We start from the raw sequence: 25,014 nt of genomic DNA, 5'->3' as shown, positions 1-25,014 counted from the left end.
GCCAAGGGCCTATACCTGCCCTAAGGGCCGATCAAGAGGGAGGGCGCGCCATGGCCAATCCAACCGCTGCAATGCTTGTGATCGGGGATGAGATCCTGTCGGGCCGCACCCGCGACGCCAACATGCATTACCTGGCCGGGGAACTGACCAAACAGGGCATCGACCTGAAAGAGGTACGGATCGTCAGCGACGACGCCCCGGCGATCGAGGCCGCGGTTAAGGCTCTGTCCGAAACCTATGACAATGTCTTTACCAGCGGCGGCATCGGCCCGACCCATGACGATATTACTGCCGATTGCATCGCGCGCGCCTTTGGGGCGCATATCGATATCCGCGCCGATGCCCGCGCATTGCTTGAGGCGCATTACGACAAATCGGGGTTGGAACTGAACGCGGCCCGGCTGCGGATGGCGCGTATCCCCGATGGCGCTGCCTTGATCGACAACCCGGTTTCGACCGCGCCGGGGTTCACGCTTGGAAATGTGCATGTGATGGCCGGGGTCCCATCGGTCTTTCGCGCCATGGTCGCCAGCGTGCTGCCTGCGCTGACCGGCGGCAGCCCGCTCTTATCCCAGACCCTGCGCGTGGATCGCGGCGAGGGTGACATCGCGGCAACGTTGGCCGTGCTGGCCGAGGATTTCGACGATCTCTCGATCGGCTGCTATCCGTTTCAGATCAACGGCGTCTTTGGGGCCAATGTCGTGGTGCGCGGCATCGAAGGCGGGCGCATCGACGCCGCCATCACCCGTCTCGCAAAAGAGCTTGAGCTTTGAGCGTCAACTGGTCTGAAGTCGTTGACGGCACATGGCCCGCCGCCGGGTTTGAAACGCTGGGGCCGTTCAGATTGCGCAAGGGGCAGGGTGGCGGCTCACGCGTGTCCGCGGCCAGCCTTGTCGGCGATATGACGGACGCAGATATCGACGCCGCCGAGGCCGCGATGCAGGCCATGGGCCAGAAACGGATCTTTTGCCTCCGGCCGGGGGATGAGGCGCTGGACGCACAGCTTGCCGCGCGTGGCTACGATATCCTCGACCCGGTCAACATCTATACCTGCCCGGCAGAACAGCTGACCGCTACTCCGATCCCACGCGTGACCGTGTTCAACATCTGGGAACCACTGGCGATCATGCGCGAGATCTGGGCGCAGGGCGGGATCGGGCCAGAGCGTCTGGCCATCATGCACCGGGCGCCGGGGCCGAAGACGGGCCTCTTGATGCGCCACAGCGATCAGCCTGCGGGGACCGGCTTTGTTGCGATCCATGAAGGCGTCGCCATGGTGCACGCGCTGGAAATCCTGCCGGACCATCGCCGTCAGGGCATGGGGGGATGGGCCATGCGTGCTGCGGCTTTCTGGGCGCTGGACAATGGCGCCGAGACCCTTAGCGTGATTTGCACAAAGGCGAATGCGGGGGCCAACGGGCTCTACCACGCGCTGGGGATGGAGATCGCCGGAGAATATCACTACCGGCATTACGTTTGAGGAGAGTGAAGTGACCACGCAGGACCTGCCCACCGCCCTGAATCTGGCTCAGATGGACCCTCTGCCACCAGAGACGCAGAAGTATTTTGATATCTGTGTCGAAAAGCTGGGCATGGTGCCCAATGTGTTGCGGGCCTATGCGTTCGACGTCGAAAAGCTGAGTGCATTCACGGCGATGTATAACGATCTGATGCTGGCCGAGAGTGGCTTGTCCAAATTGGAGCGTGAGATGATCGCGGTTGTCGTCTCGTCCATCAACAAATGTTTCTATTGCCTCGTGGCCCATGGCGCGGCGGTGCGACAGCTTTCCGGCGATCCACAATTGGGTGAGATGCTGGTGATGAACTACCGCGTCGCACCATTGGATGACCGCCAGCGCGCGATGCTCGATTTCGCCGCCAAAATGACCTCGGCCAGCACTACGATCGAAGAACCCGATCGCCAGCGTCTGCGCGATGCAGGGTTCAGCGACCGGGATATCTGGGACATCGCCAATGTGGCCGGTTTCTTCAACATGACCAACCGCGTGGCCAGCGCCACCGCGATGGTCCCGAACCCCGAGTATCACGCCCAGTTCCGATGATCCGCTGCCTCTCTCTATTCTTTGTCCTTCTGGCGGGAACCGCCTTCGCGCAGGAGCTTGTCCTGCCCAGCAGCGCCCGTCAAATCAGTGAACGGATCAGCTCGCTCGACAGCTATGATCTGCCCACTGGCGTGTTTGCCGATGGCGCGGTGCCCGTGCAAACGGTCGAGGGGCGGGTGGAGCGCCTGACATGGCGCTTGCAGGCCGGGTCCAGCACGACGCTACAGATCCTCGCCCCGCTGCGCGATCAGCTGCAGGCGCAGGGCTATGACATCACCTTCGAATGCGAGGCGCGCAATTGCGGCGGCTTCGATTTTCGCTTTGGCACCGAGGTCGTGCCGACCCCTGACATGTATGTGGCGATCCACGATTATCGTTTTCTTTCCGCCACCAAGGGTGACGACGCGCTGAGCCTGTTGGTCAGCCGTAATGAGCCCGACGGCTATGTGCAGATGATCCGCGTGACGCCTGTCGGAACCCAGCCTGCGCCACCTTTGGTGATCGAGGAAGCTGCCGACAGTACGACCGGTCTGTTGAGTGAGCTCAGCCAGAACGGTCACGTGATCCTTGACGATCTGCATTTCCGGACCGGCGAGGTTGCATTGGGCGAGGGGCCTTTTACCTCGCTGAGCCTGCTTGCGGACTATCTGACCGACAATCCGCAGGTCCGTCTGGCGTTGGTCGGGCACACCGATGATACCGGCGCGCTGCAGGCCAATATTACGGTCAGCATGAAGCGCGCCGATGCGGTTCGGTCTCGCCTGATCGAGGCGCACGGCATCGCCCCCGACAGGATCGAGGCAGAGGGCGCAGGTTATCTCGCCCCCATCACCTCGAACGCGACACCCGAGGGGCGCGACATCAACCGCCGGGTCGAGGCCGTATTGCTGATCAACTGATCCCTGAAACAAAAAAAGACCCGCGCTTTTCAGCACGGGCCACCGAGGTACTTCAGGGAGAATTCTACCAGTCCATCGCGCCTTTCTCAGCATAGGCGTCGACAAGAAAATCAATGAATGCCCGAACCTTGGGCTGGGTGAAGCGGCCTGGCGGGTAAACGGCATAGATGCCCTGAACCTCATCCGGCAGTGACGGCATGGCGTCCACAACCTCACCCGATTTCAGCGCGTCGGCATAGAGATAGCTGGGCAGATGTGCGATCCCCAGCCCCGAAATGGCGGCATTCAGCAGCGATTGCCCGTCATTCACGCTCAGCCAGCCAGCTGTGCGCACTTGACGCTTTTCACCCGACGGCGCGGTCAGTTTCCAGACACTGCCCGAAGACTGGCTGGAATAATGCAGCAGCTTGTGTTCGTTCAGATCGTCGATCTTTTGCGGGCGGCCGAACTGTTCGATATATTTCGGCGATGCGACCAGACGTTTGACCGTCTCGGTCAGTTTACGGGCGCGCAGGGTGCTGTCTTCCAGTTCTCCGATACGCACGGCCACATCAAACCCTTCCGAAATCAGTTCCACATAGCGGTTGTTGAGCACCATATTCACAGTGATCTCGGGATAGGCAGACAGGAAATCCGACAGTACCGGCGACAGATGATTGACGCCGAAATCCGTTGCCACACTGATCCGCAGTAGACCAGAGGGCGCCGATTGCATCGAGGTCACCAGCGCATCCGCTTCGCCCGCATCATTCAGAACGCGACGGGCGCGGTCATAATAGGCCAGTCCAATCTCGGTCGGTGATACACGGCGTGTGGTGCGGTTCAGCAGCCTCGCACCCAGCCGCGCCTCAAGGCTCGACACGTGTTTGGAAACGGCCGATTTGGAGATGCCCATTTTTTTGGCCGCGTCGGTGAAACCCCCTTGGTCCACCACGTTGGAAAAGGCCTCCATTTCGGTCAGTCGATCCATTCTCGTTCCCCAGGTCTTCTGTTCGTTGTCTCTTTATTGCGATCAATCTGGGCGAGAACTGGGCAGACATGGGATAATATCAGGGTTTTGAATCGGATCGTTTGCGACTGGGAAACGCCGAAATGGGCAGGAGCCAACCTGTGGGTTTCTGCGCAAATCCCCGATTTCTGGACTTTTTCCCAATCGTGCTATGATCAGGATGGCATTTTTGTGACCAAGGAGGAGAGTATGAAAGCCTATTTCACAGCCGCCATCCTGAGTCTTGCAGCAACCCTTTCCTGGGCCGCGGGAGAGACGCCGGCGAACCCCGATGCGAAGGTCTATTTCGTCAACCTGTCTGACGGGGACACGGTGCAATCACCCGTCACGATTGTATTCGGCCTCAGCGGTATGGGCGTCGCGCCAGCCGGAACCGAGGCTGAAAACACCGGCCACCACCACCTTTTGATCGATCGTCCGCCGCTGGGGCAGGGCGAGGACGGTGCGGATGAGCTGGCTTATGGCCTGCCCGCCGATGACAACCACATGCATTTCGGCGGCGGTCAGACCGAGGTGACATTGGACATGGAGCCCGGCGCACACACGCTGCAGCTGGTTCTGGGCGATGCGGGTCATGTGCCTCACGCAACGCCAATCATGTCCGAAGTGATCACGATCAACGTCGAGTAGGCGTCTCGCGCTCTGCCCGATGCAGGTTATGCGGCGACGGGCAGCAGGAACACGCCACGGGCAAGGTCGGAGTCCAGACGGTCGTTCGAATACCATTGCTTTAGAACGGATTTGGACATCAGATCCGGGTTGGCCGATACAAAATCCTCAAAACCGGTGGCCTGAGTGCCGGCCATACGCTCGGCAATCAGGCTCATGAACGCGTATGTGATCGTCAGATTGAATTTCATCGGGGCACCAGCCTTGGCGGCCAGCGTCCGAATGCCTTTGGCGTATGTCGCCGCCGCATCTATGAAGTCATATTTGCGCAACAGATCATAGGCCACCCGTACATGGTCAGCATGACCGAAGGTACTGTTGTCGATGGAGTGTGCTTCAAATGCGCAGGTGATGTCGGCGCATTGGCCTGAGTCATTCATTCTGTATCCTCCTTGAAGTTGTGGCTGTCCTCGGCGGTCCATTCCAGTTCGTAAACGCTTTTCAGCTGTTTGATTTTCTCAAGCGTTTCTTCGGAAAACGGTGGTTTGTTTTCAAAACTGTGCAGGGCAATGCCCTCAACCAGATCACCAAGAGACATGTCCAGCGACTCCGCCAGCCCTTTGAGAACTTTCAGCAGCCGCTTTTCGATTCGAATTCCAGTCTGGGTGCGTTCAATCTTTTTACTCATATGGTACATATGTACATATATAACATTAGAGTCAACTGCGCAGTCAAAAAAGGCCGCTTCCTGAGAAGCGACCCCTGAGAGCGAAGCGTTCTGATGCTGCCTTTACATCAAAACGTCGCCGCCAGCCGCGTGCCCTGATTGATCGCGCGTTTCGCGTCCAGTTCGGCGGCCACATCCGCGCCGCCGATCACGTGACAGGCGATCCCGCGTTCGCTCAGTTCATCGGCCAGCGACCGGTCCGAGACCTGTCCGGCGCAGAGCACTATCGTATCTGCCGCAATCACCGTCGGATCGTCGCGGGTTTCGCCAAAGCTGACATGCAGGCCGTCCTCATCGATGCGTTCGTAATTCACGCCGCCCACGAAATTGACGTCCTTCATCTTGAGCGTCGCCCGGTGAATCCAGCCCGTCGTCTTGCCCAGCCCTTTGCCGTGCCGCTGTGCCTTGCGCTGCAACAACGTGACCTGGCGGGCCGGGGCCGCAGGTTGCGGTCCCTCCGGTGCCAGGCCCGAACGGTGTGCCTCGGGGTCGGTCACGCCCCATTCCCTCATCCACAGCGGCAGGTCGGTGGCGGGGCTGTGCCCGTCCTCCAGCAGGAACTCGGACACGTCAAAACCAATCCCGCCCGCGCCGATCACGGCGACGGATTTGCCAACCTCGGCCTTGCCGCGCAGCACGTCGATATAGCTGAGGACTGAGTCGCGCTCCTGCCCTGGAATCTGCGGATCGCGTGGGGTGACACCGGTGGCGATGACCACTTCGTCAAAGCCGGTCAGATCATCGGCACCGACCTCGCGGTTCAGTTCAACGGTCACACCCAGATCGTCCATCATGGTGCGATACCAGTCGACCAGTCCCCAGAACTCCTCTTTCCCCGGCACCTGCTTGGCCATGTTCAACTGGCCGCCAATCTCAGCGGCGCGGTCGAACAGGGTGACAGCATGGCCGCGCTGGGCCGCTGTCATCGCAGTGGACAGACCAGCCGGACCGGCACCGACAATGGCCACGGTCTTGGGCGCCTCGGCCTTGCCGATCACCAGCTCCGTCTCATGACAGGCGCGCGGGTTCACCAGACACGAGGTCAGTTTGCCCCCGAACGTATGATCCAGACAGGCCTGATTGCAGGCAATGCAAGGCGCGATCTTCGCGGCCTCGCCCGCAATCGCCTTGTTGACGAAATCCGCATCCGCCAGCATGGGCCGCGCCAGAGAAACCATATCGGCGCATCCGGTCGATAGAACTTCTTCGGCCACTTCCGGCGTGTTGATCCGGTTCGAGGTGATCACCGGGATCGAAACCTTGCCCATCAGTTTCTTGGTCACCCATGCGAACGCCGCACGCGGGACGCTGGTGGCGATGGTCGGTATCCGCGCCTCGTGCCAGCCGATGCCGGTGTTGATGATCGTCGCGCCGGCCTGCTCGATCCGCTGCGCCAGCTCCACCACTTCCTCATGGGTTGAGCCATTGGGCACCAGATCGATCATCGACAGGCGATAGATGATGATGAAATCGGTGCCCACGGCTTCGCGTGTACGTCGCACAACTTCAATCGGCAGGCGCATGCGGTTCTCGTAAGACCCGCCCCAGCGATCCTCACGCTTGTTGGTATGGGTCACCAGGAACTGGTTCAGGAAGTACCCCTCGGACCCCATGATCTCGACCCCGTCATAGCCCGCTCGCTGCGCCAGAACAGCGGCGTTGACGATGTCGGCGATCTGCTTCTCGATCCCGTCCTCGTCCAGCTCATGCGGCGGGAAGGGCGAGATCGGGGATTTTACCGGGCTCGGCGCCACGCATTTCGGCCCATAGGCATAACGCCCCGCATGCAGGATCTGCATCGCGATCTTGCCACCTGCCTCATGCACACGGTCGGTCACGATGGAATGGTTCGCTACATCCTTCTCGGTGGTCATCATTGACGCCCCCGGCAGCACCGAGCCCTCAAGGTTCGGACCAATCCCGCCCGTCACCATCAGCGCCACCCCACCGCGCGCCCGGTCGGCATAGAACTCGGCCACCCGGTTCCAGTCGCCGGTCTCTTCCAGCCCGGTATGCATCGACCCCATCAGCACCCGGTTTTTCAGAGTGGTAAAGCCCAGATCCAGCGGGGCCAGCATGTTTGGGTACGCGGTCATGGCGAAACTCTCCCTCCCGATTTCGAGGGCTAGATTGACCTCCGCGTCATCTTTGTCACGCGAAACCTAACGTCATTCCCTTTGCCTTCGGCGCGCCAGTTGCTAGAGACGCTGCAAAGCTTGTTCACGAGGCCGCACATGACCCCTGATGAGATCGCCAAACTGCCCTATCGCCCTTGTGTCGGGCTGATGCTGATGAATGCCGAAGGCAAGATCTTTGTCGGCCAGCGCAATGACCGTCACAAAGACGCATGGCAGATGCCACAGGGTGGTGTAGACAAGGGTGAAGACCCGCGCGACGCGGCCCTGCGTGAGCTTTGGGAAGAAACTGGCGTGACCGCCGATCTGATCGAAATCATCGCCGAGACCGACGGCTGGCTGCCCTATGATCTGCCCCACGATATCGTGCCGAAAATCTGGAAAGGCCGCTTTCGCGGGCAAGAGCAGAAATGGTACCTGATGCGCTTCAAGGGCCGTGACGATCAGATCAACATCGCCACCGATCACCCCGAGTTCACCCAATGGAAATGGCAGGACCCCGCGCGCCTGACCGCCGAAATCGTGCCCTTCAAGCGCGAGGTCTATGAACAGGTGGTCGCGGCATTTGCAGAACACCTGCGCTGATCACCTTAACCTCATGACCTGACAACTTGCCGTGAGTGGCGTAGCGCTGGGCCACATGCCTCCCTAGCCTCTGAGGCATGAAGGACAGCGCAGATCACCAAATTTCAAACGCCATCGGAACAGCCCCGGCAGGTCGCCGATTTCATGGGGCTGACCGCCGCGCGCCGCTGCGAGACGGGCTCTGGTCCGCTGGCGAATATGGCCCCGGTCAGACGGCGGGGCGGTTTTATCCCATCGCCTGCGTCGCGCTTGAGGTGACTCAGCGCTGCAACCTCGATTGCACGCTCTGTTACCTCTCGGACCGGGCCGAGATGACCTATGACCCCCCGCTCTCGGTCTTGTTCGCGCGGCTGGCGATGATCCACAGCCACTATGGCCCCGGTGTTTCGGTCCAGCTGACGGGTGGCGACCCGACTTTGCGCAAGATCGAAGACCTCGAAGCGCTGTGCCGCGAGATCAGCCGTCTGGGGATGCGGTCCTGCCTGATGACCAACGGCATCCGCGCCAGCCGGGCCGCTCTGACACGGTTGGCGGCGGCGGGACTGGATGATGTGGCCTTTCACGTCGACCTGACGCAGGAACGTCGGGGATTTGAAACCGAGGTCGAACTCAACACGGTGCGCAGCGCCTATATCCGTCGGGCCGAGGGGCTGGGTCTGCGCATCCTGTTCAACACCACCGTGTTCGAGGGCAATTTTGCCGAGCTGCCCGCACTCGCGCGGTTCCTGCGCGACCAGCCCGAGGTTGCCTTCGTGTCCTTCCAGATGCAGGCCGATACCGGGCGTGGAGTACTGCGTGAACGGCCCGACATGATCACGCAGGACAGTGTTATGAGTGCCGTGGAAGAGGGCTACGAGACCCCCTTGCATTTTGGCGCCGCCGCAGTGGGTCATGCGAAATGCAACCGCTATGCCAGCGTGTTCACGGCGGGTGGCAAGGCCCGGTCGACCTTGTCCAACCACCGCCTCGTGCATCGCGTGATCGACGCGCTGGAACAGCAGGACCGGTCCGAGGACGGGCATCTGGACATCCACGACAGCGTGCGGCGCCTGGCACTGCGTCGGCCCTTGCTGGCCTTGCGCGCCGCGGCGCATCTGGTGGAATGCGTGCTGCGTCTTGGAACCGGTTTGCTGCGGGGTCCTGTGCGACGGCAGGCGGTGTTCATCCATAACTTCATGGCGGCTGACGCGCTGGAGGAGGATCGCTGCGCCTCCTGCGTCTTCATGGTCGCCACCGCCAATGGCCCGCTGTCGATGTGCGCCCACAACGCACAACGCGATCTGCATCTTGCGGCCCCCGACCGGATTGACGGTGAGGACGGTCCGCGCTGGTGGAACGCCGCCGCGCAAGATCTGTCCAAAGGCCCCGATTTGCCCGATTTGAACGACCCCGCGCTTGCGCCGATGAAAAAGCTCAAAGGACAGCTGAGGGCGCAACGCGCCAACCGGAAGGCCGCCTCATGAGAAACCTGCTTATCCTGCTGCTGCTTCCTCTGCTGGCCGCCTGCGCCAGCGTCGAACGTCTCGCCTTGCCCGCCGCCGCGCCGCTTGAGAACACGGCCCTGACCCGCACCGCGCTGCCACCCGGTGAGCGTGTCGACCATCGCGACTGGAGCACCTTTCTGAACCGCTATGTTATGACCGATGCGCAGGGTGTGAACCGCGTGACCTACGCGCAGGTCACCGAGGCGGACAAGGCGCGGTTGGACCGGTACCTGAGTGATCTGCAAAAGGTTGACCCGGCAGCGCTGACCCGTGATCAGCAACTCGTTTACTGGATCAATCTGTATAACGCTCTGACGGTTGATCTGATCCTTGAAAACTATCCCGTCGCCTCGATCCGGGACATCACGGATGGCGCGTTTTCCTTTGGGCCATGGGATCGGCCTCTGGCGTTGGTGCAAGGGCAGACGTTGACGCTGAACGAAATCGAACATCGCATCATCCGCCCCACATTCGATGAGCCGCGCATCCACTATGCTCTGAACTGCGCCGCCGTAGGATGCCCCAATCTGATGGACCGTGCGTGGCAGGCAGAGACACTGGAGCGGGACTTCGCAGCGGCCGAACGCGCCTATGTCAACGACCCGCGCGGCGTGCGGTATGACGCCCGCGGACGGCTGATCCTGTCCAAGATTTACATCTGGTTCCGCGAGGATTTCGGGCCGAACGAGAAGGCGGTGATCGCCTATCTCGAAACGGCGGCGGAGCCCGAGTTACGGGCGCGATTGCAGGAGACGCCGCGCGTGAGTGCCTATGAATACGACTGGGCACTGAACAACGCTGCGGTGGGTTCCTAAAGGCGCGACTCAGCGTTCTAGAGCAGTCCTTCGGCGCGCAGCAGTTCCTGCATATTCGCTTCCGGCCTCGGGCCGATATGGCTGATCACTTCACGCGCGCAGACATTGCCGATCCGGGCGCAGGTCTCGTAATCGCGGCCCGTGGCCATGCCGAACAGGAACCCGGCGGCGAACTGATCGCCCGCGCCAGTGGCATCCACGGGCACCACTTTTTCAACCGGCACGTCAACGCGCTGGCCGTCATACAGCACCGTCACGCCATCGCCCGAGCGGGTGCATACGATCAAAGGGCAGATCTCAGCCGTTTTGGCCAGCGCTTCCTCCAGATCGTCGGTTTCGAACAGCGACTTGATCTCTTCCTCATTGCCGATCACGAAATCCAGCTCATTTTCGATCAGCAGCAGGAAATCGACCCGGTGACGTTCCACGCAGAACGGATCCGAAATGGCGATCCCCGCCTTGCCGCCACCCTTGTGACAGGCGCGCGCGGCCTCTAGGAATGCGGCCTTGCCCTTTTCCTTGTCGAACAGATAGCCCTCAAGGAACATGATCTGGCTGCCGCCTGCGACGTCACTGGACACATCCTCGGACGACAGTTCCGAGGAAATCCCCAGATAGGTGTTCATCGACCGCTCGCCATCGGGTGATACAAAGATCATCGAGCGTGAGGTCGGCAGCTCACCGCCCGGCACCGGCGGGTTGACGAAATCCACCCCGTCTTCGTTCATCGCATCCGCATAGAACCGGCCCAAGGCGTCATCATGCACCCGTCCGATGAACGCGGAATCCAAACCCAGCGCACCTGCACCGGCAATCGTGTTGGCCACCGAGCCGCCCGGCGTCTGCACCCGACTTTCCATCGAAGCATAGAGCAGCTCACCCCGCTCCTGCTCGATCAGCTGCATGATGCCCTTTTCGATGCCCATCAGCTCCAGAAAACTGTCATCGGCCTGGGAAATCACATCCACAACGGCATTTCCGATGCCGGTGAGCTGGTAGGTCTTCATTGGGTCTTGTCCTCGAATTGACAGAGATCACGGATGATGCAGGTCGGGCATTGCGGCTTGCGCGCCTTGCAATGGTACCGGCCATGCAGGATCAGCCAGTGATGCGCATGGAGTTGAAAGTCAGCAGGAATATTGTCCTCGATGGCGCGTTCAACCGCGTCCACGTCTTTGCCGGGGCAGATGCCGGTGCGATTGCCGACACGAAAGATATGCGTATCCACCGCTTGCGCCGGTTGCCGCCACCACATGTTCAGAACCACATTGGCGGTTTTGCGGCCCACCCCGGGCAGCGACTGCAGCGCTGCGCGTGAATTGGGTACCTCGCCGCCATACTCCTCGACCAGAATACGGCTGAGCTTGATCACGTTCTTGGCCTTCTGGCGGAACAGGCCGATGGTCTTGATATGTTCGATCAGCCCCTCTTCGCCCAGATCCAGCATCTTCTGCGGCGTGTCGGCGATCTTGAACAGTTCGCGCGTGGCCTTGTTGACGCCCGCATCGGTCGCCTGCGCCGACAGCGCCACGGCGACGACCAGAGTATAGACGTTCACATGCTCCAACTCGCCCTTGGGTTCGGGGTCGGCGTCCTGAAAACGCGTAAAGATCTCGCGGATCGTGTGATAATCGAGTTGCTTTGCCATCCGCGCCTTAATGCCGCCCGCCGGGCCGTGACACAAGCCCAAAGCCAATGCGCAAGTTCCGGGTCGCTTGGGCGTGGCCCGCGCGTTATGGTTTAACCCAGAGAATGAGGTGAGACCCATGAACATCCAGACACCGGAAAGCGGATATCACTACAACGTCATGCGACGCGCGATCGAGCTGATTGATCAGGGCGGGGAAACACTCAGCCTCGAAGAACTTGCCCGCCAGATGGACATGAGCCCCGCGCATTTTCAGCGCCTGTTCTCGCGCTGGACCGGGGTTTCGCCGAAACGCTACCAGCAATACCTGACACTTGGCCACGCCAAGGCGCTGCTGCGGGAACGCTTCACCACTTTGGAGACCGCCCATAACGTGGGCCTCTCCGGCAGCGGGCGACTGCACGATCTGTTCCTGAAATGGGAATCCATGAGCCCCGGCGAATACGCCCGCAGAGGCGCAGGGCTGACCATCTATTGGGGCTGGTTCGAAAGCCCCTTTGGCCCGGCACTGGTCATGGGCACCGACAAGGGCATCTGCGGCATGGCTTTCGGCGCTGAGACCGGCGAAGAAGACGCGATGGACGACATGCTCTCCCGCTGGCCGCAGGCAGAGTTTATCGAAGACCCGATGCGCCTGCGCCCCTGGGTTCTAAGCGCTTTTGGCGCCGCCAGTGAAAAGTTGGAGCCGACACCCTTGTACCTGATCGGCTCGCCCTTGCAGATCAAGGTGTGGGAGGCGCTGATGCATATCCCCTCGGGCCAGGTCACAACTTATTCCGAGATTGCTGAGCGGGTCGGCTCACCGCAAGCCGTGCGTGCGGTCGGGACAGCCGTCGGGCGCAACCCGGTAAGCTGGCTGATCCCTTGCCATCGCGCCCTGCGTAAATCGGGGGGCTTGGGCGGCTATCACTGGGGTTTGCCAGTGAAGCGCGCCATGCTGGCGTATGAAGCCGCTCAGGCGGATGCCTGAGAAACAGAGCGAGGCACCCTTGGGTGCCTCACAATTGGATCACAACGGGCCGCGACTACTCTGCCGCCCAGCCGCCGACGGCCTTGACCTCAAGGAAGTCTTCCAGCCCGAAAACACCACCTTCGCGCCCGTTTCCGGACTGCTTCATGCCGCCAAAGGGTGAGCCTGCGCTGCGCGATTGCCCGTTCATCTCAACCATGCCCGAGCGCAACGCCCGCGCCATACGGTTGGCGCGGTCGCCATCCTGCGTCTGGACATAGTTGGTCAGCCCGTAAGGCGTGTCATTGGCGATCTCGACAGCTTCTTCCTCGGTATCGAACGGGATCATGGTCAGAACCGGGCCAAAGATCTCCTCGCGCGCGATGGTCATCTGGTTGTTGGCATCGGCAAAGACCGTGGGCCGCACATAGTAGCCCTTGTTCAGACCTTCAGGGCGACCAGTGCCACCTGCAACCAGCCGCGCGCCCTCATCGATGCCCTTCTGGATCAGGTCCTGGATCTTGGTCCATTGTACCTCATTCACAACGGGGCCAATATGACGGCCTTCCTCTGTGGCCGGGCCAACCGCGACCTTGTTGGCCACCTCGGCAGCGGTCTCAACCGCTTGGTCATAGATCGGGCGCTGCACCAGCATACGGCTTGGCGCGTTACAGCTTTGACCGGTGTTGTTCATCATGTGCAGAACACCACGCTTCACGGCCTTCTCATCCGCATCCGCAAAGACCACATTGGCACCTTTGCCACCCAGCTCAAGATGCACTTTCTTCAGCGTGTCCGCGGCATTTTTCGAAATCGCCGTGCCTGCGCGGGTTGAGCCGGTGAAGCTGACCATATCGACATCCGGGTGACCCGAAAGCCGTGATCCCACGCCAACGCCGTCGCCGTTCACAAGGTTGAACACACCAGCCGGGAATCCGGCCTCATCCATCATCTCGGCAAAGATCATTGCGTTCAGCGGGCTTTGTTCCGACGGTTTCAGCACCATCGTACACCCGGCAATCGCCGCCGCACCGACCTTGAGCGTGATCTGGTTCATCGGCCAGTTCCACGGCGTGATCAGGGCGGCCACGCCGACGGCTTCATAGATGATCCGGTCGTTTGGCGCGTGATCGCCCAGCGGACGCTCGAAGGGGAACGCCTTGGCCGCGCGGATGAAGTTCTTCAGATGCCAGTTCCCGGCCCCGACCTGCTGCGTGCGCGACATATCGATGGGCGCGCCCATTTCATGTGACATGGCCTGCGCCAGATCCTCGGTACGGGTGCTGTAGACCTCGACCAGCTTCTCGACCAGCGCGATGCGTTCTTCAACCGGAGTTGCCATCCAGCCGGGCAGGGCGGCCTTGGCTGCGGCAACGGCGGCATCCGTATCGGCGGTACCGCCCAGCGAGATCACCGCGCAGGGTTCTTCCGTCGAAGGGTCGATAACCTGAAAATCGTTGGGCTCGGCCGGTGCAGTCCACTGGCCATTGATATAGAAATCACGTTTTTCGATCATTGAGCGTGCCTCCGCAATAAAAGAAATCGACCGCTTGGTCGGTTATTAGCACTTTGTCACTGCATGTTTCCCGGGGCAAGTAGAAAGCTTTATAGATTTGCGGCACCGGCTGAAATGACGCTGGGTCAGGAATGAAAGGTTTAACCCGGCGGCAAAGTGATTAAGTTGACAGCAACCGAGTCGATAAACACAAACAGAGGAGACGCCCCATGGGTTTACGCATCAATGATACGGTCCCGAATTTCACGGCAGAAACGGATCAGGGAACCATTCAGTTCCACGACTGGATCGGCGACAACTGGGCGATCCTGTTCTCGCATCCCAAGGATTTCACCCCTGTCTGCACCACCGAATTTTCTGCCGTTGCGCAGCTGAACGACGAATGGACGGCCCGCAATACCAAGGTGATCGGCGTATCGGTTGATGGTGTCGAAGACCACAAGAAGTGGAAGAAAGACATCGAAGAGTATGGCAAGGCCAATCCCGGTTTTCCGATCATCGCCGATGACGGGCTCGCGGTATCCAAAGCCTTCGACATGCTGCCCGCCGAAGCCTACCTGCCCGATGGTCGCACTCCTGCTGACAGTGCCACTGTGCGCTCGGTCTTTATCATCGGGCCGGACAAGCAGTTGAAACTGTCGATGACCTATCCGATGACCGTGGGCCGCAACTTTGCCGAAATCTTGCGCGCGCTGGACGGGTTGCAGATGTCGGCTAAGGGTGTTGCGACGCCTGCGAACTGGGTTCCGGGTGAAGACGTAATCATCCCGCCTGCGGTTTCCAACGAAGAAGCCAAAGAGAAGTTCGGCGAGTTCGAGACGATCTTTCCGTATCTGCGCAAGACCAAAGCGCCGGGCTGAGTTGAAGGCTGGTCAGGGGGGCTGTCTGCCCCCCATCGCGCCTGAGGGCGCGATTCCCCCCGAGGATATTTCTGGCCAGATGAAGCTGGGGACTAGGATCTGTTTGTGGTTTTGGTCTGCGACATGAGCTGGCTTATGGCTTCGCCGGGCATTGCGTCCCGCGCGTAGTCGAAGGTTCCCGAAAGGCGGACTTCTTGCGCAGCGCGCATCAGCGCCCCGAATGCAGCGCGCGCGAAGGACCCGCCGACGCTGATGCGTTTCACACCGGCATCGGCCAGTTCAGCGACGCTGTATCCCGGGCCGCTCAATCCCATCACCACATTCACGGGTTTGTCCACTTCGCGGCAGACCGTTCGGATCGCTTCGATATCGGGCAGGCCCGGGGCGTAGAGCACATCTGCTCCGGCCTCGGAAAATGCCTGTAGGCGGCGGATTGTATCGGTGAGATCGGGGTTGCCGCAGATGAAATTCTCGGCGCGGGCGGTCAGCAGGAAATCTTGCCCCGATGCCGCCTCTGCCGCAGCGCGGATACGATCGATGGCCTGTGCGAACTCATAGATGGGGGTGCCGGGGTCGCCCGTGGCATCTTCGATCGATCCGCCGACAAGGCCGGCGGCGCAGGCCTTTACGACCGTCTCGGCGCAGATGTCGGAGGTTGCGCCAAACCCATCTTCGAGGTCTGCCGATACCGGCAACTCGGTCGCCGCAGTGATTTCGGTGGCATTGATCAGAATCTCCTGCCTGCTCAGGCCTGCGAAGGAATCACGCTTGCCTTTCGAGAAAGCGTAACCCGCGCTGGTGGTGGCCAATGCTTCGAATCCAAGGCTTGTCAGCAGCCGGGCCGACCCGGCATCCCATGGGTTAGGCATGACAAAGGCGGTGTCTCGTTCATGCAGCGCCTTGAAATGCTGGTATTTCTCGCTTCGGTTCATAGCTGTGACCCCGCGTGTAGAAGAAGATAGGGTCAGCATAGCGAAAAGGAACATAAAGTGAACAGTTGTGCTCCGGCCACAGCATAAAAAAAGACCCCGGCCTGAACCGGGGTCTTTCGTTTCTGGAAAGCGAGGGCAGATTACTCTGCGTCTTCTTTCTTTTCTTTCTTCTCGGGAACGACCTCTTCGCCGGTTTCCTGATCGACCACTTTCATCGACAGGCGCACCTTGCCGCGGTCGTCAAAGCCCAGCAGCTTGACCTTCACTTCCTGACCTTCCTTCAGAACATCCGACGGATGGTTCAGGCGGCGGTTTTCGATCTGGGACACGTGCACCAGACCGTCGCGCTTGCCAAAGAAGTTCACGAAGGCACCGAAGTCGACGATCTTGACCACTTTACCGGTGTAGATCTGGCCTTCTTCCGGCTCAGCAACGATCGAGTGGATCATTTCATAGGCCTTCTTGATCGATTCACCGTCGGGCGAGGCGATCTTGATGACGCCGTCGTCATTGATGTCGACCTTGGCACCCGAAACTTCGACGATCTCGCGGATGACCTTACCACCCGAGCCGATCACTTCACGGATCTTGTCGGTGGGGATGTTCATGGTCTCGATGCGGGGGGCGTGGACCGAGAATTCGTTGGTCTCGGACAGAGCTTTGCCCATCTCGCCCAGGATGTGCATCCGGCCGTCCTTGGCTTGCGCCAGGGCTTTCTCCATGATCTCGGGCGTGATGCCCGCAACCTTGATGTCCATCTGCAGCGAGGTGATGCCGTTTTCGGTACCAGCCACTTTGAAGTCCATGTCGCCAAGGTGGTCTTCGTCACCCAGAATGTCCGACAGGATGGCGTATTCTCCGTCATCTTCCAGGATCAGACCCATGGCCACACCGGCAACCGGTGCTTTGAGCGGAACACCCGCATCCATCATCGACAGCGAACCGCCACAGACCGACGCCATCGAGGACGAGCCATTGGATTCCGTGATCTCGGACACGATGCGGATCGTGTAGGGGAAGTCGGTCGCCGCAGGCAGAACCGCCTGCAGGGCGCGCCATGCCAGCTTGCCGTGGCCGATCTCACGACGGCCCGGGCCACCAACGCGGCCAACTTCACCAACCGAGTAGGGCGGGAAGTTGTAGTGCAGCAGGAAGTTCGATTTGAAGTTGCCGTGCAGCGCGTCGATGAACTGCTCATCGTCGCCAGTGCCCAGCGTGGTCACGGCCAGCGCCTGTGTTTCACCACGGGTGAACAGGGCGGAACCGTGTGTACGGGGCAGCATCGAGGTTTCTGCAACGATCGAACGGATATCGGTGGTCGAACGACCGTCGATACGCTTGCCGCCTTTGACGACGTCACCGCGCAGAATGCCGGCTTCCAGCTTTTTCATCGCGGAACCGAGGTTGCCGTCTTCCAGCTGCTCTTCGGTCAGTGCTTCCTTGATCGCTTCACGCGCAGCGGCAACAGCGGCGGTGCGCTCCTGCTTGTCGGTGATCGCGAACGCGGCGCGCATCTGCTCTTCACCGGCAGCTGAAACAGCGGCAGACAGCTCCGAGTAGTCGGGGGCAACGAATTCGAACGGCTCTTTCGCGGCTTCTTCGGCCAGCGAGATGATCAGGTCGATGACCGGCTGAATCTGCTCATGCGCAAAGTTCACCGCGCCCAGCATTTCCGCCTCGGACAGTTCGTACGCTTCCGATTCCACCATCATCACGGCGTCTTTGGTACCGGCAACAACCAAGTCCAGACGCTGTTCGGGGTTCAGGCGCAGGTCCTGCATGTCGTCGACGGTCGGGTTCAGAACGTATTCGCCATCCTCGAAACCAACGCGGGCACCGGCGATCGGACCCATGAACGGCGCGCCGGAAATGGTCAGAGCGGCTGAGGCCGCGATCATCGCAACGATGTCGGGATCGTTGACCAGATCGTGGCTCAGCACGGTGCACATCACCAGAACTTCGTTTTTGAAGCCGTCAACGAACAGCGGACGGATCGGGCGGTCGATCAGACGCGCGGTCAGCGTCTCTTTCTCGGTCGGGCGCGCCTCGCGCTTGAAGAAGCCACCCGGAACCTTACCGGCGGCATAGTATTTCTCTTGATAGTGCACGGTCAGCGGGAAAAAATCCTGACCGGGCTTTTGAGCACGGGCAAAGGTCACGTTTGCCATGACGCTGGTTTCGCCCAGCGTGGCAATCACGCTGCCGTCCGCCTGACGGGCAACCTTGCCGGTTTCCAGTGTCAGCGTCTCTTCGCCCCACTGAATCGATTTCTTTGTTACATCAAACATATGCGTATCCTAGAACGGAGCACTCCCGCCCCTGCGGGTCTCCGGTTTGCATGGCGGCCCCATTGCCGCCGACCCCATTTATCTTCCGTTCGAGTGCCGGGGTCAGGGCACAACGTCTCAGATACCGCGCGCATACATGAGATCGCGTTGAAAGGAAAGGGGAACTGAAGGGATTGGCAGACTTGCGCAGACTCGTTTTTTGGGAACCCTGTACAACGCTGTTTCGGTGACAACAGAACATCACCATTTTTGGCCCTACAACTTTAAGAATATAAATGCGTTTTGATAAAAACTGATTGCAGTGTAGGCTGTTACCACTGAACCCGCGGTCGAACAGACGGAAACGCGCCAAGGGGGCAATACACTCATAACCGTCACCCGGCCGACTACCTTGGCGTTTGCAGCTTGCGAACAGAGGGGCGAAGTATGGCTCAAACCAAGAAAATGCTGGATCCCGATCCACGGATCTACGACTTCGAAACCGAGTATGAACTGGGGCAGGATAATGTGCGCCCGTTCGGGCTCGATATCCACAATCCGGTTTTCCTGATTTCCAGTATATTGATCTTTGCGTTCGTCCTGATCGCATTGGCCAACCAAGAGGCCGCAGCTACCTTTTTCGGTTGGCTCAGACCATGGCTGACCAGCACGTTTGACTGGTTCCTCGTGCTGTCGGTCGATGCGATTACCCTGTTCTGTCTGGTGCTGATCATCCTGCCGGTGGGCAAGGTGCGGATCGGCGGCAAGGACGCCAAGCCTGACTATTCCTACGCGGGCTGGATCGCGATGATGTTCGCGGCTGGCATCGGTATCGGGCTGCTGTTCTTTGGCGTGATGGAGCCGGTCTATTACAATTTTGCCGAAGGCGGTAACGCCGCCCCATTGGGCATCGATATCGCGGTGCCCGGCAATGAATATGCCGGTATCGTGGGCACGATCCACCACTGGGGTCTGGAAGGCTGGGCGGTTTACGCCGCCGTTGGTCTGAGCCTCGCGATCTTCAGCTACAACCTCGGCCTGCCATTGACCCTGCGGTCCGCATTCTACCCGATCCTGGGTGAGCGCGTCTGGGGCTGGTGGGGTCACATGATTGACACGCTGGCGGTGTTTGCCACGCTCTTTGGCCTGACCACATCACTGGGTCTGGGCGCGCAGCAGGTCGCGGCGGGGCTGTATGAGGTCTTTGGCATCGAACCCAGCCCAACGGTGGTGGTCCTGCTGATTATCGGCATCACCGCGATTGCGCTTGGCTCGGTTCTGATGGGCATGGATGCGGGCGTCAAACGACTGAGTGAGATCAACATGATCATGGCCGTGGGCCTGTTCATATTTGTCATCGCCGTCACCGGTATCGGGACCGCCATCGCGCGGTATTTCAACGTGATGGTCGATTACGTGTTCCACCTTCCTGCACTTTCGAACCCGTTCGGACGCGAAGACACCAGCTATTTCCACGGCTGGACGACCTTCTACTGGGCGTGGTGGATTGCTTGGTCGCCTTTCGTGGGCATGTTCATTGCCCGCATCTCCAAGGGTCGCACGGTGCGTGAGTTTGTCATCTGCGCGCTGCTGGCGCCCACAGCGGTCTGTGCCCTGTGGATGTCGACCTTCGGTGGTGCCGCCATCGACATGCTGAACGCAGGCGGAGCCGAAGGTGTCCGCGCCACGGTGATCGACAGCTACGCCCCCGAAGGCGCACTGTTCGGCTTCCTCAAGGAGCTTCCGCTTTATGGCATCATCGCCCCCATCGCGTTGATCCTGATCGTGGTGTTCTTTGTCACCTCGTCTGACTCAGGGTCTCTGGTGATCGACACGATCACCGCAGGCGGCAAGATGGACGCGCCGGTGATCCAGCGCGTGTTCTGGTGCACGCTCGAAGGGTTGGTGGCCATCGCCTTGCTGCTGGGCGGAGGTCTCTCGGCCCTGCAAGGTGCCGCGGTCTCGACCGGCATCCCGTTCACGCTGGTGGTTCTGATGATGTGCTACTGCCTGTGGCTGGCGCTGAAATCCGAGAAAGCCAAGATGTAAATCTTGACGTTGCCAAACCAAAACGCCCGCCCTTTGGCGGGCGTTTTTTGTGCGGGTTGCGGGATGTTATGAGCCCTGAGCAGCCTTTGCCGTACCGCTAAGTTGCCGCAGAGGCATTCGGCAGGTCTCAGCCCGAAGCGGACTTTCAATACGAGACTCTGCAAGTGCGGATTGCGGGCTTTACTGCTTTCCGCATCTTTGCTCTTGAATGGTGCAATAGCTCATTAATGGACCCGATTAAGCCGGCAAATCCACATTTCTAGGCAGCAGTGTCAACATCTGGTTTGGCGGGCAGCAGTGTTGGGATCAGTCTTATTAACTGGTTAGAAAATGGTAGAGGCGTGATGTTCAGAACGTCTTGTAATCGATTTGCTCTAAGAATCCATCGCATCTCGCATTCCTACTATTGTTGCAACTGAACAAGAGCATTGAAGTCACAAGCAGCCCCGTGGTGGTAACTGCATTCTGGCCCTTCCTGTGTCTGAAAGCTCGTCGCACTCTGAGGAATGAGGGCAACCGCGCACTGCGACTCGTCATAGAGGTCATCGACCAGAAAGAGCTGTCCCTTGTCATTGCGCGCCAGAATGCCCTCCACGAAGCCAAGGCAGCCATTGGCGAGAATTGTGATGTCTCCCCGCTTGTTGTTGATGTTCACGACCACGGTCGTGCTGGCCTGCGTGGCTCCGCTGTAATTACCGTTCCGTATTTCTTGGGCGTGAGAAGCCGTTGGCACGGATAGCGCAATAGCAGTAAGTGTTTTCCAGTTTGCGGGTATCATGAATAGCCCCTTTTAAGTTGGTTTCGGCTGAAAATGGAACGGCCCACATCCAAAGAGGCCGCCCCGAAAAAACTTTTCGTCTTCTTCATGTGAACACGATCATCTTGGTGTCATCCAATTCTGCGCAGGGCCTGTATAGACTGTCGCGGGGGACCAGCGTGCGAAGAACTGAAGCCCATCTGCGGCAAGTTTGGGACACGCCAGAGCCCGGAAAATTCCCTAGCCTTTCCGTTTTTGCTACATCGCGCAATCTCAAAACAGCTTTCCGGACTGTCATAGACCGGCTTTGGACCGAATGCCAGCCGTCCAGGCTGAGCGATGTTGCAGCAACCTGCATCGCCATTGCACGACACCGGAAGCATCCGTCAACGCATAGTGTACCGACGCGTAAGGGGTTGCCAACAAGAAACATTTCGAGTGATCTGCTAAACAACATGCACAGATGTGAAAATTTTTGACGCGTCTCAAATGTGAAGATTGCGCCGTTCGTAAATTTAGAGCCGGTTTCGAGTTCGACTATGTACCTGAGTAAAATGGGATAGAATCATGAAGCATATTGTAGCTGCAACAGCGGTGTCGTTTACCTTCTTGTTGGGGCAAGGCGCACAGGCGCAGGAACAAAACGGTGGGTTCTATGCGGGTAGTGTCGGTCCCAACGCTAAGCCTGAAGGCTTTATTGAATTGGCAATTGGCGAAAATGCAGGCCGTTTTCGGCTGGTTCACAAAGTACTTCGGTGCAACGGTTTATTACGGAAATCGGAAGCCAGTAAAAATTGGGTGTCTGTACCTGACCCCCAAAGCTGTCCTGAATCTTTTTTGATGAATGTCGAACTAGCGGACAGTGTCGCGTCGATAGATGTTTCCGCGGGCAACAAATCTGCGGAGTTTTCTGCCGAGCGGATATTGCCACTTTCTGTTACGTCAGAAGCAAAAAGCCCCGCAAACCTCGACGTATTGGGACTTGAAGTCGGTATGAGTAAAGAGGATGTCATACAAATATTGATCAACGAGCGCGGCTATAGCGAGAGCCCCGCCGACAAAAATTACCCTGCTAACGGGGCATTCATCCTCTCAAATCTTAGCTGGTTCTCAACCAGACCTGATGGTCAATCTTACACTTTACCAACCACCAACCTGGACTTGATACAACAAGGTTCGATGCGAGATGCCCTAGAAAACAACCCTCGAATAGAAGGAATGCAGTTCGTTTTGGATGAGGCCAACCCTGGCGATGAGAGAATTTCTGTTGGCTTTTTGGATAATCGAGTGTTTGCAGTTTTTCGGCAACTCTCTGTTGATAAGAACTCTCTGGATGCTGTCTACGCGGCCATGAACGAAAAATACGGCTCCTTTGAAAAAGGGACTTACGCGGGGCGCGGCGATTTAGGCGACGTCGCCTATAGTGAGTTTTTTATGGGTGCCGATCCGAACCGCGGCGCTCAAGTATTTGGAGGTTCTCGCGAGGGCAGATGGGGTGCTTCAAGCTATCGCTCAGATGCCACGTTAATCGATCAGAAACTGATCGCGAATTTGCATCGTGAACCAAACATCAAAGACGGTTGCATGATTTCTTTCCGCTTTGATGCAGTCGATGTGGTTTTTGCAAATAAGGTTAGTCTTCCAATTCCATCTAACTGCGCCACAGATGCTTTTTTTGGCATTCGGGAACAGAACCGTTCGGACAAAGACAAGGCTTTTATTGCAATTTACCAAGCATTTGGCGTCTTGGATGCCCATTTCGAAGCAACGCTCGCATTTCACGAAGATAATTGGCTCGACGAGCTTCAGAAAATCCAGAACGATGCCGAAACGCAAGTAGAGACAATAGTACCTGAGCTGTGATGTGAAAAAGCCCGACTTGCAGGCAATAACGGGTTCTGGCGTTTTCGTGATTGCCTTGCAGGATACCTCTTTTGATTTCTGGTATTTGTGATTTCCAGCGAAATATGTGGGATCGTTAGGTTCGTCGCAAAATCACCTTTCTTTGAACTAAAGGTAGCATCGGGCTGCTGCTCGGAATTTGCAAAGTCCGCTTCCTGCGCAAAGCTGACCTCGGTAGGGCTTAATATTGCAAGAGCAGCGAACGGCAGCTGTGTGGCCCCATCCGGAAGAAAAACGCCCGCCAAAATGGCGGGCGTAAGAGATGTACAAATTGGAAGAAACGATCTTCAGATCGTGTACAACTCGGACAAAACGCGCTTAGCGGCGGATGCCCAGCTTTTTGATCAGGTCCTGGTAGCGCGCTTCTTCTTTGCCCTTCAGGTAGTCCAGCAGCTTACGGCGCTGGGCAACCATCTTCAGCAGACCGCGACGACCGTGGTTGTCTTTCTTGTGGGTCTTGAAGTGCTCGGTCAGGGTGGTGATGCGCGAGGTCAGGATGGCAACCTGGACTTCAGGCGAACCGGTGTCGCCGTCCTTGGTTGCGAATTCTTTCATGACGCGTGCTTTTTCAGCGGCAGTAATCGACATCGGGGTCTCCTTTAAAGGTTAGAGTTGATGGCGCAGGCCGGGATGTCGTCCAGCACAGGCCCATGGAGAAAACCGCACCGATTCCGATGCGGATGGGCGCGTATAGGCGCTTTTGCTGCGAATGGCAAAGGGATTCTGATAGGTTAACCGGTTGCGGTCAGCTGCGCCAGATACTCTTCTGTCACCAGCTGAATGTCTTCGGCTGAAAACCCTTCTGCACCATAGAGCTGAGCGATCGTTTCCCCGTTGATGTTTACATGAATCAGGTCGTTGTTTTCGCTATCTTTTTCAATCCCGATTTCCGGCTCATCAGCGCTGTCCCAAGTGACCAGCAGCTTATCTTGACCCACCTCAAAATCCATAATTGTCACGCCGTCCTGCTCGGGTGCCGCATGAACCACAACGCTGTCGCTGCCGCTGCCGCCCGTCACCACATCGCCATCATGCGCGATCAGGATATCATCGCCCGCCCCGCCATTCAGGAAGTCGCGTGTGTCGTCGTCCAGGCCGTCGTCGCCGGTTAGAACGTCATCCCCATCTCCCCCGAACAGAGCGTCTTCGCCTGTGCCACCAGCCAGATAATCTGCGCCCTTGCCGCCTTGCAGTGCGTCGTCGCCCTTGCCGCCCTCAAGCGTATCGTCATCCTGACCGCCATAGAGGGCATCATCACCCTCGCCACCTTGCAGATTGTCCGCGCCGAAATGGCCGTACAAAATGTCGTTGCCAGACTCCCCAAGCAAGACATCCGCTCCCGCTTCGCCGTGCAAAACATCATTCCCGGCGTTGCCCATCAGAACATCTTCGCCCGCGCCACCATGCAGGACATCATCCCCGGCTCCACCGTCGATCTGATCGTCACCGCCATATCCGTTGATCTGATCATCGCCGTCTCTCCCGGTCAGGGCATCCGTGCCCTCGTCTCCGGCAATGATCAGATCGCCTTCATGTTCCGAGATGATTTCGCCCGTGCCAACCTCTTCGGGGTCTGCCGGTTCGTCGATGCTTTCGTCGGGATCCAAGAGATTACCCTCGGGTACGTCTTCCTCGACCGTTTCTTCGATGCGGTCGTCTTCATCCTCTTCTTCTGGGGCGAGGAGATCTCCCATAGCATATGCCGCACCACCCATTGCGGCCAGCCCGAACAATCCGATGAGAAACATGATACCCTCCGCAAGCATGCTGCTTCGAGTGTAAAATGTCTCATGTTCTCAGGCGCTTGG

At 58.9% G+C, this 25,014-nt stretch carries 24 protein-coding genes; 12 read left to right on the top strand and 12 right to left on the bottom strand.

Annotation, left to right across the window (positions count from 1 at the left end):
- Positions 1-50 precede the first annotated feature (50 nt).
- Genes ACR0AZ_RS17485 through ACR0AZ_RS17470 form a run of 4 tightly spaced genes read left to right on the top strand, consistent with a single transcriptional unit; the run spans position 51 to position 2,962 of the window.
- Complete coding sequence (locus ACR0AZ_RS17485; protein ID WP_480659934.1) at positions 51-773, top strand: competence/damage-inducible protein A; 723 nt, start codon at positions 51-53, stop codon at positions 771-773.
- On the top strand, positions 770-1,480 hold the full coding sequence (locus tag ACR0AZ_RS17480; protein ID WP_480471584.1) for a GNAT family N-acetyltransferase: 711 nt from the start codon (positions 770-772) through the stop codon (positions 1,478-1,480). The genes ACR0AZ_RS17485 and ACR0AZ_RS17480 overlap by 4 nt, the downstream gene beginning before the upstream one ends.
- 10 nt (positions 1,481-1,490) lie before the next feature.
- Positions 1,491-2,063, top strand: a complete 573-nt coding sequence (locus tag ACR0AZ_RS17475) for a peroxidase-related enzyme (protein ID WP_480471585.1) — start codon at positions 1,491-1,493, stop codon at positions 2,061-2,063.
- Positions 2,060-2,962 carry an OmpA family protein gene (locus ACR0AZ_RS17470; RefSeq protein WP_480667971.1) on the top strand — a complete coding sequence of 301 codons (903 nt, stop codon included), beginning with the start codon at positions 2,060-2,062 and terminating at the stop codon, positions 2,960-2,962. The genes ACR0AZ_RS17475 and ACR0AZ_RS17470 overlap by 4 nt, the downstream gene beginning before the upstream one ends.
- A 64-nt stretch (positions 2,963-3,026) precedes the next feature.
- Here ACR0AZ_RS17470 and ACR0AZ_RS17465 read toward each other — a convergent pair whose 3' ends face one another.
- On the bottom strand, positions 3,027-3,932 hold the full coding sequence (locus ACR0AZ_RS17465) for a LysR family transcriptional regulator (RefSeq protein ID WP_480471587.1): 906 nt from the start codon (positions 3,930-3,932) through the stop codon (positions 3,027-3,029).
- Between the two features lie 228 nt (positions 3,933-4,160).
- Between ACR0AZ_RS17465 and ACR0AZ_RS17460 the strand changes: the two genes are divergently transcribed.
- Positions 4,161-4,601 (top strand): DUF4399 domain-containing protein, encoded by a 441-nt coding sequence (locus ACR0AZ_RS17460; RefSeq protein WP_480659930.1) that lies wholly within the window; start codon positions 4,161-4,163, stop codon positions 4,599-4,601.
- Between the two features lie 26 nt (positions 4,602-4,627).
- Here the strand turns inward: ACR0AZ_RS17460 and ACR0AZ_RS17455 are convergent, their stop codons facing one another.
- The 3 genes from ACR0AZ_RS17455 to ACR0AZ_RS17445 form a co-directional block, all read right to left on the bottom strand.
- On the bottom strand, positions 4,628-5,020 hold the full coding sequence (locus ACR0AZ_RS17455) for a hypothetical protein (RefSeq protein ID WP_480659929.1): 393 nt from the start codon (positions 5,018-5,020) through the stop codon (positions 4,628-4,630).
- The gene (locus tag ACR0AZ_RS17450; RefSeq protein ID WP_480471590.1) at positions 5,017-5,268 is read right to left on the bottom strand and encodes a hypothetical protein; all 252 of its coding nucleotides are present in this window, start codon (positions 5,266-5,268) and stop codon (positions 5,017-5,019) included. Before ACR0AZ_RS17450 ends, ACR0AZ_RS17455 begins: the two co-directional genes overlap by 4 nt.
- Before the next feature lie 107 nt (positions 5,269-5,375).
- The gene (locus tag ACR0AZ_RS17445) at positions 5,376-7,403 is read right to left on the bottom strand and encodes an FAD-dependent oxidoreductase (RefSeq protein ID WP_480667970.1); all 2,028 of its coding nucleotides are present in this window, start codon (positions 7,401-7,403) and stop codon (positions 5,376-5,378) included.
- A 138-nt stretch (positions 7,404-7,541) separates the two neighbouring features.
- Between ACR0AZ_RS17445 and ACR0AZ_RS17440 the strand changes: the two genes are divergently transcribed.
- From ACR0AZ_RS17440 to ACR0AZ_RS17430, 3 genes are all read left to right on the top strand, one after another.
- Positions 7,542-8,027: an RNA pyrophosphohydrolase gene (locus tag ACR0AZ_RS17440; RefSeq protein ID WP_480471592.1), complete on the top strand. Its 486-nt coding sequence runs from the start codon at positions 7,542-7,544 to the stop codon at positions 8,025-8,027.
- Between the two features lie 77 nt (positions 8,028-8,104).
- A complete protein-coding gene (locus tag ACR0AZ_RS17435; RefSeq protein WP_480667969.1) occupies positions 8,105-9,490 on the top strand; it encodes a radical SAM protein in 1,386 nt (461 codons plus the stop codon).
- Entirely contained in the window at positions 9,487-10,326 is an 840-nt protein-coding gene (locus ACR0AZ_RS17430; protein WP_480667968.1) for a DUF547 domain-containing protein, read from the top strand. Before ACR0AZ_RS17435 ends, ACR0AZ_RS17430 begins: the two co-directional genes overlap by 4 nt.
- Before the next feature lie 17 nt (positions 10,327-10,343).
- Here ACR0AZ_RS17430 and ACR0AZ_RS17425 read toward each other — a convergent pair whose 3' ends face one another.
- Both ACR0AZ_RS17425 and nth read right to left on the bottom strand, forming a co-directional pair.
- Positions 10,344-11,333 carry an adenosine kinase gene (locus tag ACR0AZ_RS17425; RefSeq protein WP_480659925.1) on the bottom strand — a complete coding sequence of 330 codons (990 nt, stop codon included), beginning with the start codon at positions 11,331-11,333 and terminating at the stop codon, positions 10,344-10,346.
- Positions 11,330-11,974, bottom strand: a complete 645-nt coding sequence (nth, locus tag ACR0AZ_RS17420) for an endonuclease III (protein WP_480667997.1) — start codon at positions 11,972-11,974, stop codon at positions 11,330-11,332. Before nth ends, ACR0AZ_RS17425 begins: the two co-directional genes overlap by 4 nt.
- Positions 11,975-12,092: 118 nt before the next feature.
- Between nth and ACR0AZ_RS17415 the strand changes: the two genes are divergently transcribed.
- Positions 12,093-12,944 (top strand): methylated-DNA--[protein]-cysteine S-methyltransferase, encoded by an 852-nt coding sequence (locus tag ACR0AZ_RS17415; RefSeq protein WP_480667967.1) that lies wholly within the window; start codon positions 12,093-12,095, stop codon positions 12,942-12,944.
- 55 nt (positions 12,945-12,999) lie between these two features.
- On the opposite strand, the gene ACR0AZ_RS17410 is transcribed toward ACR0AZ_RS17415, so the two are convergent.
- Positions 13,000-14,439 (bottom strand): aldehyde dehydrogenase family protein, encoded by a 1,440-nt coding sequence (locus ACR0AZ_RS17410; RefSeq protein WP_480667966.1) that lies wholly within the window; start codon positions 14,437-14,439, stop codon positions 13,000-13,002.
- 209 nt (positions 14,440-14,648) lie between these two features.
- Here ACR0AZ_RS17410 and ACR0AZ_RS17405 point away from each other — a divergent pair, with 209 nt between their 5' ends.
- The gene (locus tag ACR0AZ_RS17405) at positions 14,649-15,299 is read left to right on the top strand and encodes a peroxiredoxin (RefSeq protein ID WP_480471599.1); all 651 of its coding nucleotides are present in this window, start codon (positions 14,649-14,651) and stop codon (positions 15,297-15,299) included.
- A 92-nt stretch (positions 15,300-15,391) separates the two neighbouring features.
- Here ACR0AZ_RS17405 and ACR0AZ_RS17400 read toward each other — a convergent pair whose 3' ends face one another.
- Both ACR0AZ_RS17400 and pnp read right to left on the bottom strand, forming a co-directional pair.
- Complete coding sequence (locus ACR0AZ_RS17400) at positions 15,392-16,231, bottom strand: isocitrate lyase/PEP mutase family protein (RefSeq protein ID WP_480471600.1); 840 nt, start codon at positions 16,229-16,231, stop codon at positions 15,392-15,394.
- A 140-nt stretch (positions 16,232-16,371) separates the two neighbouring features.
- Positions 16,372-18,519 (bottom strand): polyribonucleotide nucleotidyltransferase, encoded by a 2,148-nt coding sequence (gene pnp / locus ACR0AZ_RS17395; protein ID WP_480667965.1) that lies wholly within the window; start codon positions 18,517-18,519, stop codon positions 16,372-16,374.
- 426 nt (positions 18,520-18,945) lie between these two features.
- Between pnp and ACR0AZ_RS17390 the strand changes: the two genes are divergently transcribed.
- Positions 18,946-20,547, top strand: a complete 1,602-nt coding sequence (locus ACR0AZ_RS17390) for a BCCT family transporter (RefSeq protein WP_480471602.1) — start codon at positions 18,946-18,948, stop codon at positions 20,545-20,547.
- A 403-nt stretch (positions 20,548-20,950) separates the two neighbouring features.
- Here the strand turns inward: ACR0AZ_RS17390 and ACR0AZ_RS17385 are convergent, their stop codons facing one another.
- Positions 20,951-21,325: a hypothetical protein gene (locus tag ACR0AZ_RS17385; RefSeq protein WP_480471962.1), complete on the bottom strand. Its 375-nt coding sequence runs from the start codon at positions 21,323-21,325 to the stop codon at positions 20,951-20,953.
- Between the two features lie 546 nt (positions 21,326-21,871).
- Here ACR0AZ_RS17385 and ACR0AZ_RS17380 point away from each other — a divergent pair.
- Positions 21,872-23,167, top strand: coding sequence for a hypothetical protein (locus ACR0AZ_RS17380; protein WP_480472871.1), 1,296 nt, complete (start codon positions 21,872-21,874; stop codon positions 23,165-23,167).
- Positions 23,168-23,524: 357 nt separating this feature from the next.
- Here the strand turns inward: ACR0AZ_RS17380 and rpsO are convergent, their stop codons facing one another.
- Both rpsO and ACR0AZ_RS17370 read right to left on the bottom strand, forming a co-directional pair.
- Entirely contained in the window at positions 23,525-23,794 is a 270-nt protein-coding gene (gene rpsO, locus ACR0AZ_RS17375; protein WP_008757925.1) for a 30S ribosomal protein S15, read from the bottom strand.
- Between the two features lie 143 nt (positions 23,795-23,937).
- A complete protein-coding gene (locus ACR0AZ_RS17370; protein ID WP_480667964.1) occupies positions 23,938-24,954 on the bottom strand; it encodes a calcium-binding protein in 1,017 nt (338 codons plus the stop codon).
- Positions 24,955-25,014 lie beyond the last annotated feature (60 nt).

The organism is Ruegeria sp. BE3 (assembly GCF_056538865.1).
This window is presented reverse-complemented; position numbering and strand designations above follow the sequence as displayed.

Bases quoted from the DNA above. Each gene is read 5' to 3' on its own strand.
- ACR0AZ_RS17380 (WP_480472871.1), top strand. From the start codon at position 21,872: ATGAAGCATATTGTAGCTGCAACAGCGGTGTCGTTTACCTTCTTGTTG.
- ACR0AZ_RS17410 (WP_480667966.1), bottom strand. From the start codon at position 14,439: ATGATCGAAAAACGTGATTTCTATATCAATGGCCAGTGGACTGCACCG.
- ACR0AZ_RS17435 (WP_480667969.1), top strand. From the start codon at position 8,105: ATGAAGGACAGCGCAGATCACCAAATTTCAAACGCCATCGGAACAGCC.
- ACR0AZ_RS17400 (WP_480471600.1), bottom strand. From the start codon at position 16,231: ATGAACCGAAGCGAGAAATACCAGCATTTCAAGGCGCTGCATGAACGA.
- ACR0AZ_RS17385 (WP_480471962.1), bottom strand. From the start codon at position 21,325: ATGATACCCGCAAACTGGAAAACACTTACTGCTATTGCGCTATCCGTG.
- pnp (WP_480667965.1), bottom strand. From the start codon at position 18,519: ATGTTTGATGTAACAAAGAAATCGATTCAGTGGGGCGAAGAGACGCTG.
- ACR0AZ_RS17425 (WP_480659925.1), bottom strand. From the start codon at position 11,333: ATGAAGACCTACCAGCTCACCGGCATCGGAAATGCCGTTGTGGATGTG.
- ACR0AZ_RS17485 (WP_480659934.1), top strand. From the start codon at position 51: ATGGCCAATCCAACCGCTGCAATGCTTGTGATCGGGGATGAGATCCTG.
- ACR0AZ_RS17470 (WP_480667971.1), top strand. From the start codon at position 2,060: ATGATCCGCTGCCTCTCTCTATTCTTTGTCCTTCTGGCGGGAACCGCC.
- ACR0AZ_RS17415 (WP_480667967.1), top strand. From the start codon at position 12,093: ATGAACATCCAGACACCGGAAAGCGGATATCACTACAACGTCATGCGA.
- ACR0AZ_RS17390 (WP_480471602.1), top strand. From the start codon at position 18,946: ATGGCTCAAACCAAGAAAATGCTGGATCCCGATCCACGGATCTACGAC.
- ACR0AZ_RS17465 (WP_480471587.1), bottom strand. From the start codon at position 3,932: ATGGATCGACTGACCGAAATGGAGGCCTTTTCCAACGTGGTGGACCAA.
- rpsO (WP_008757925.1), bottom strand. From the start codon at position 23,794: ATGTCGATTACTGCCGCTGAAAAAGCACGCGTCATGAAAGAATTCGCA.
- ACR0AZ_RS17445 (WP_480667970.1), bottom strand. From the start codon at position 7,403: ATGACCGCGTACCCAAACATGCTGGCCCCGCTGGATCTGGGCTTTACC.
- ACR0AZ_RS17460 (WP_480659930.1), top strand. From the start codon at position 4,161: ATGAAAGCCTATTTCACAGCCGCCATCCTGAGTCTTGCAGCAACCCTT.
- ACR0AZ_RS17440 (WP_480471592.1), top strand. From the start codon at position 7,542: ATGACCCCTGATGAGATCGCCAAACTGCCCTATCGCCCTTGTGTCGGG.
- nth (WP_480667997.1), bottom strand. From the start codon at position 11,974: ATGGCAAAGCAACTCGATTATCACACGATCCGCGAGATCTTTACGCGT.
- ACR0AZ_RS17430 (WP_480667968.1), top strand. From the start codon at position 9,487: ATGAGAAACCTGCTTATCCTGCTGCTGCTTCCTCTGCTGGCCGCCTGC.
- ACR0AZ_RS17455 (WP_480659929.1), bottom strand. From the start codon at position 5,020: ATGAATGACTCAGGCCAATGCGCCGACATCACCTGCGCATTTGAAGCA.
- ACR0AZ_RS17450 (WP_480471590.1), bottom strand. From the start codon at position 5,268: ATGAGTAAAAAGATTGAACGCACCCAGACTGGAATTCGAATCGAAAAG.
- ACR0AZ_RS17370 (WP_480667964.1), bottom strand. From the start codon at position 24,954: ATGTTTCTCATCGGATTGTTCGGGCTGGCCGCAATGGGTGGTGCGGCA.
- ACR0AZ_RS17405 (WP_480471599.1), top strand. From the start codon at position 14,649: ATGGGTTTACGCATCAATGATACGGTCCCGAATTTCACGGCAGAAACG.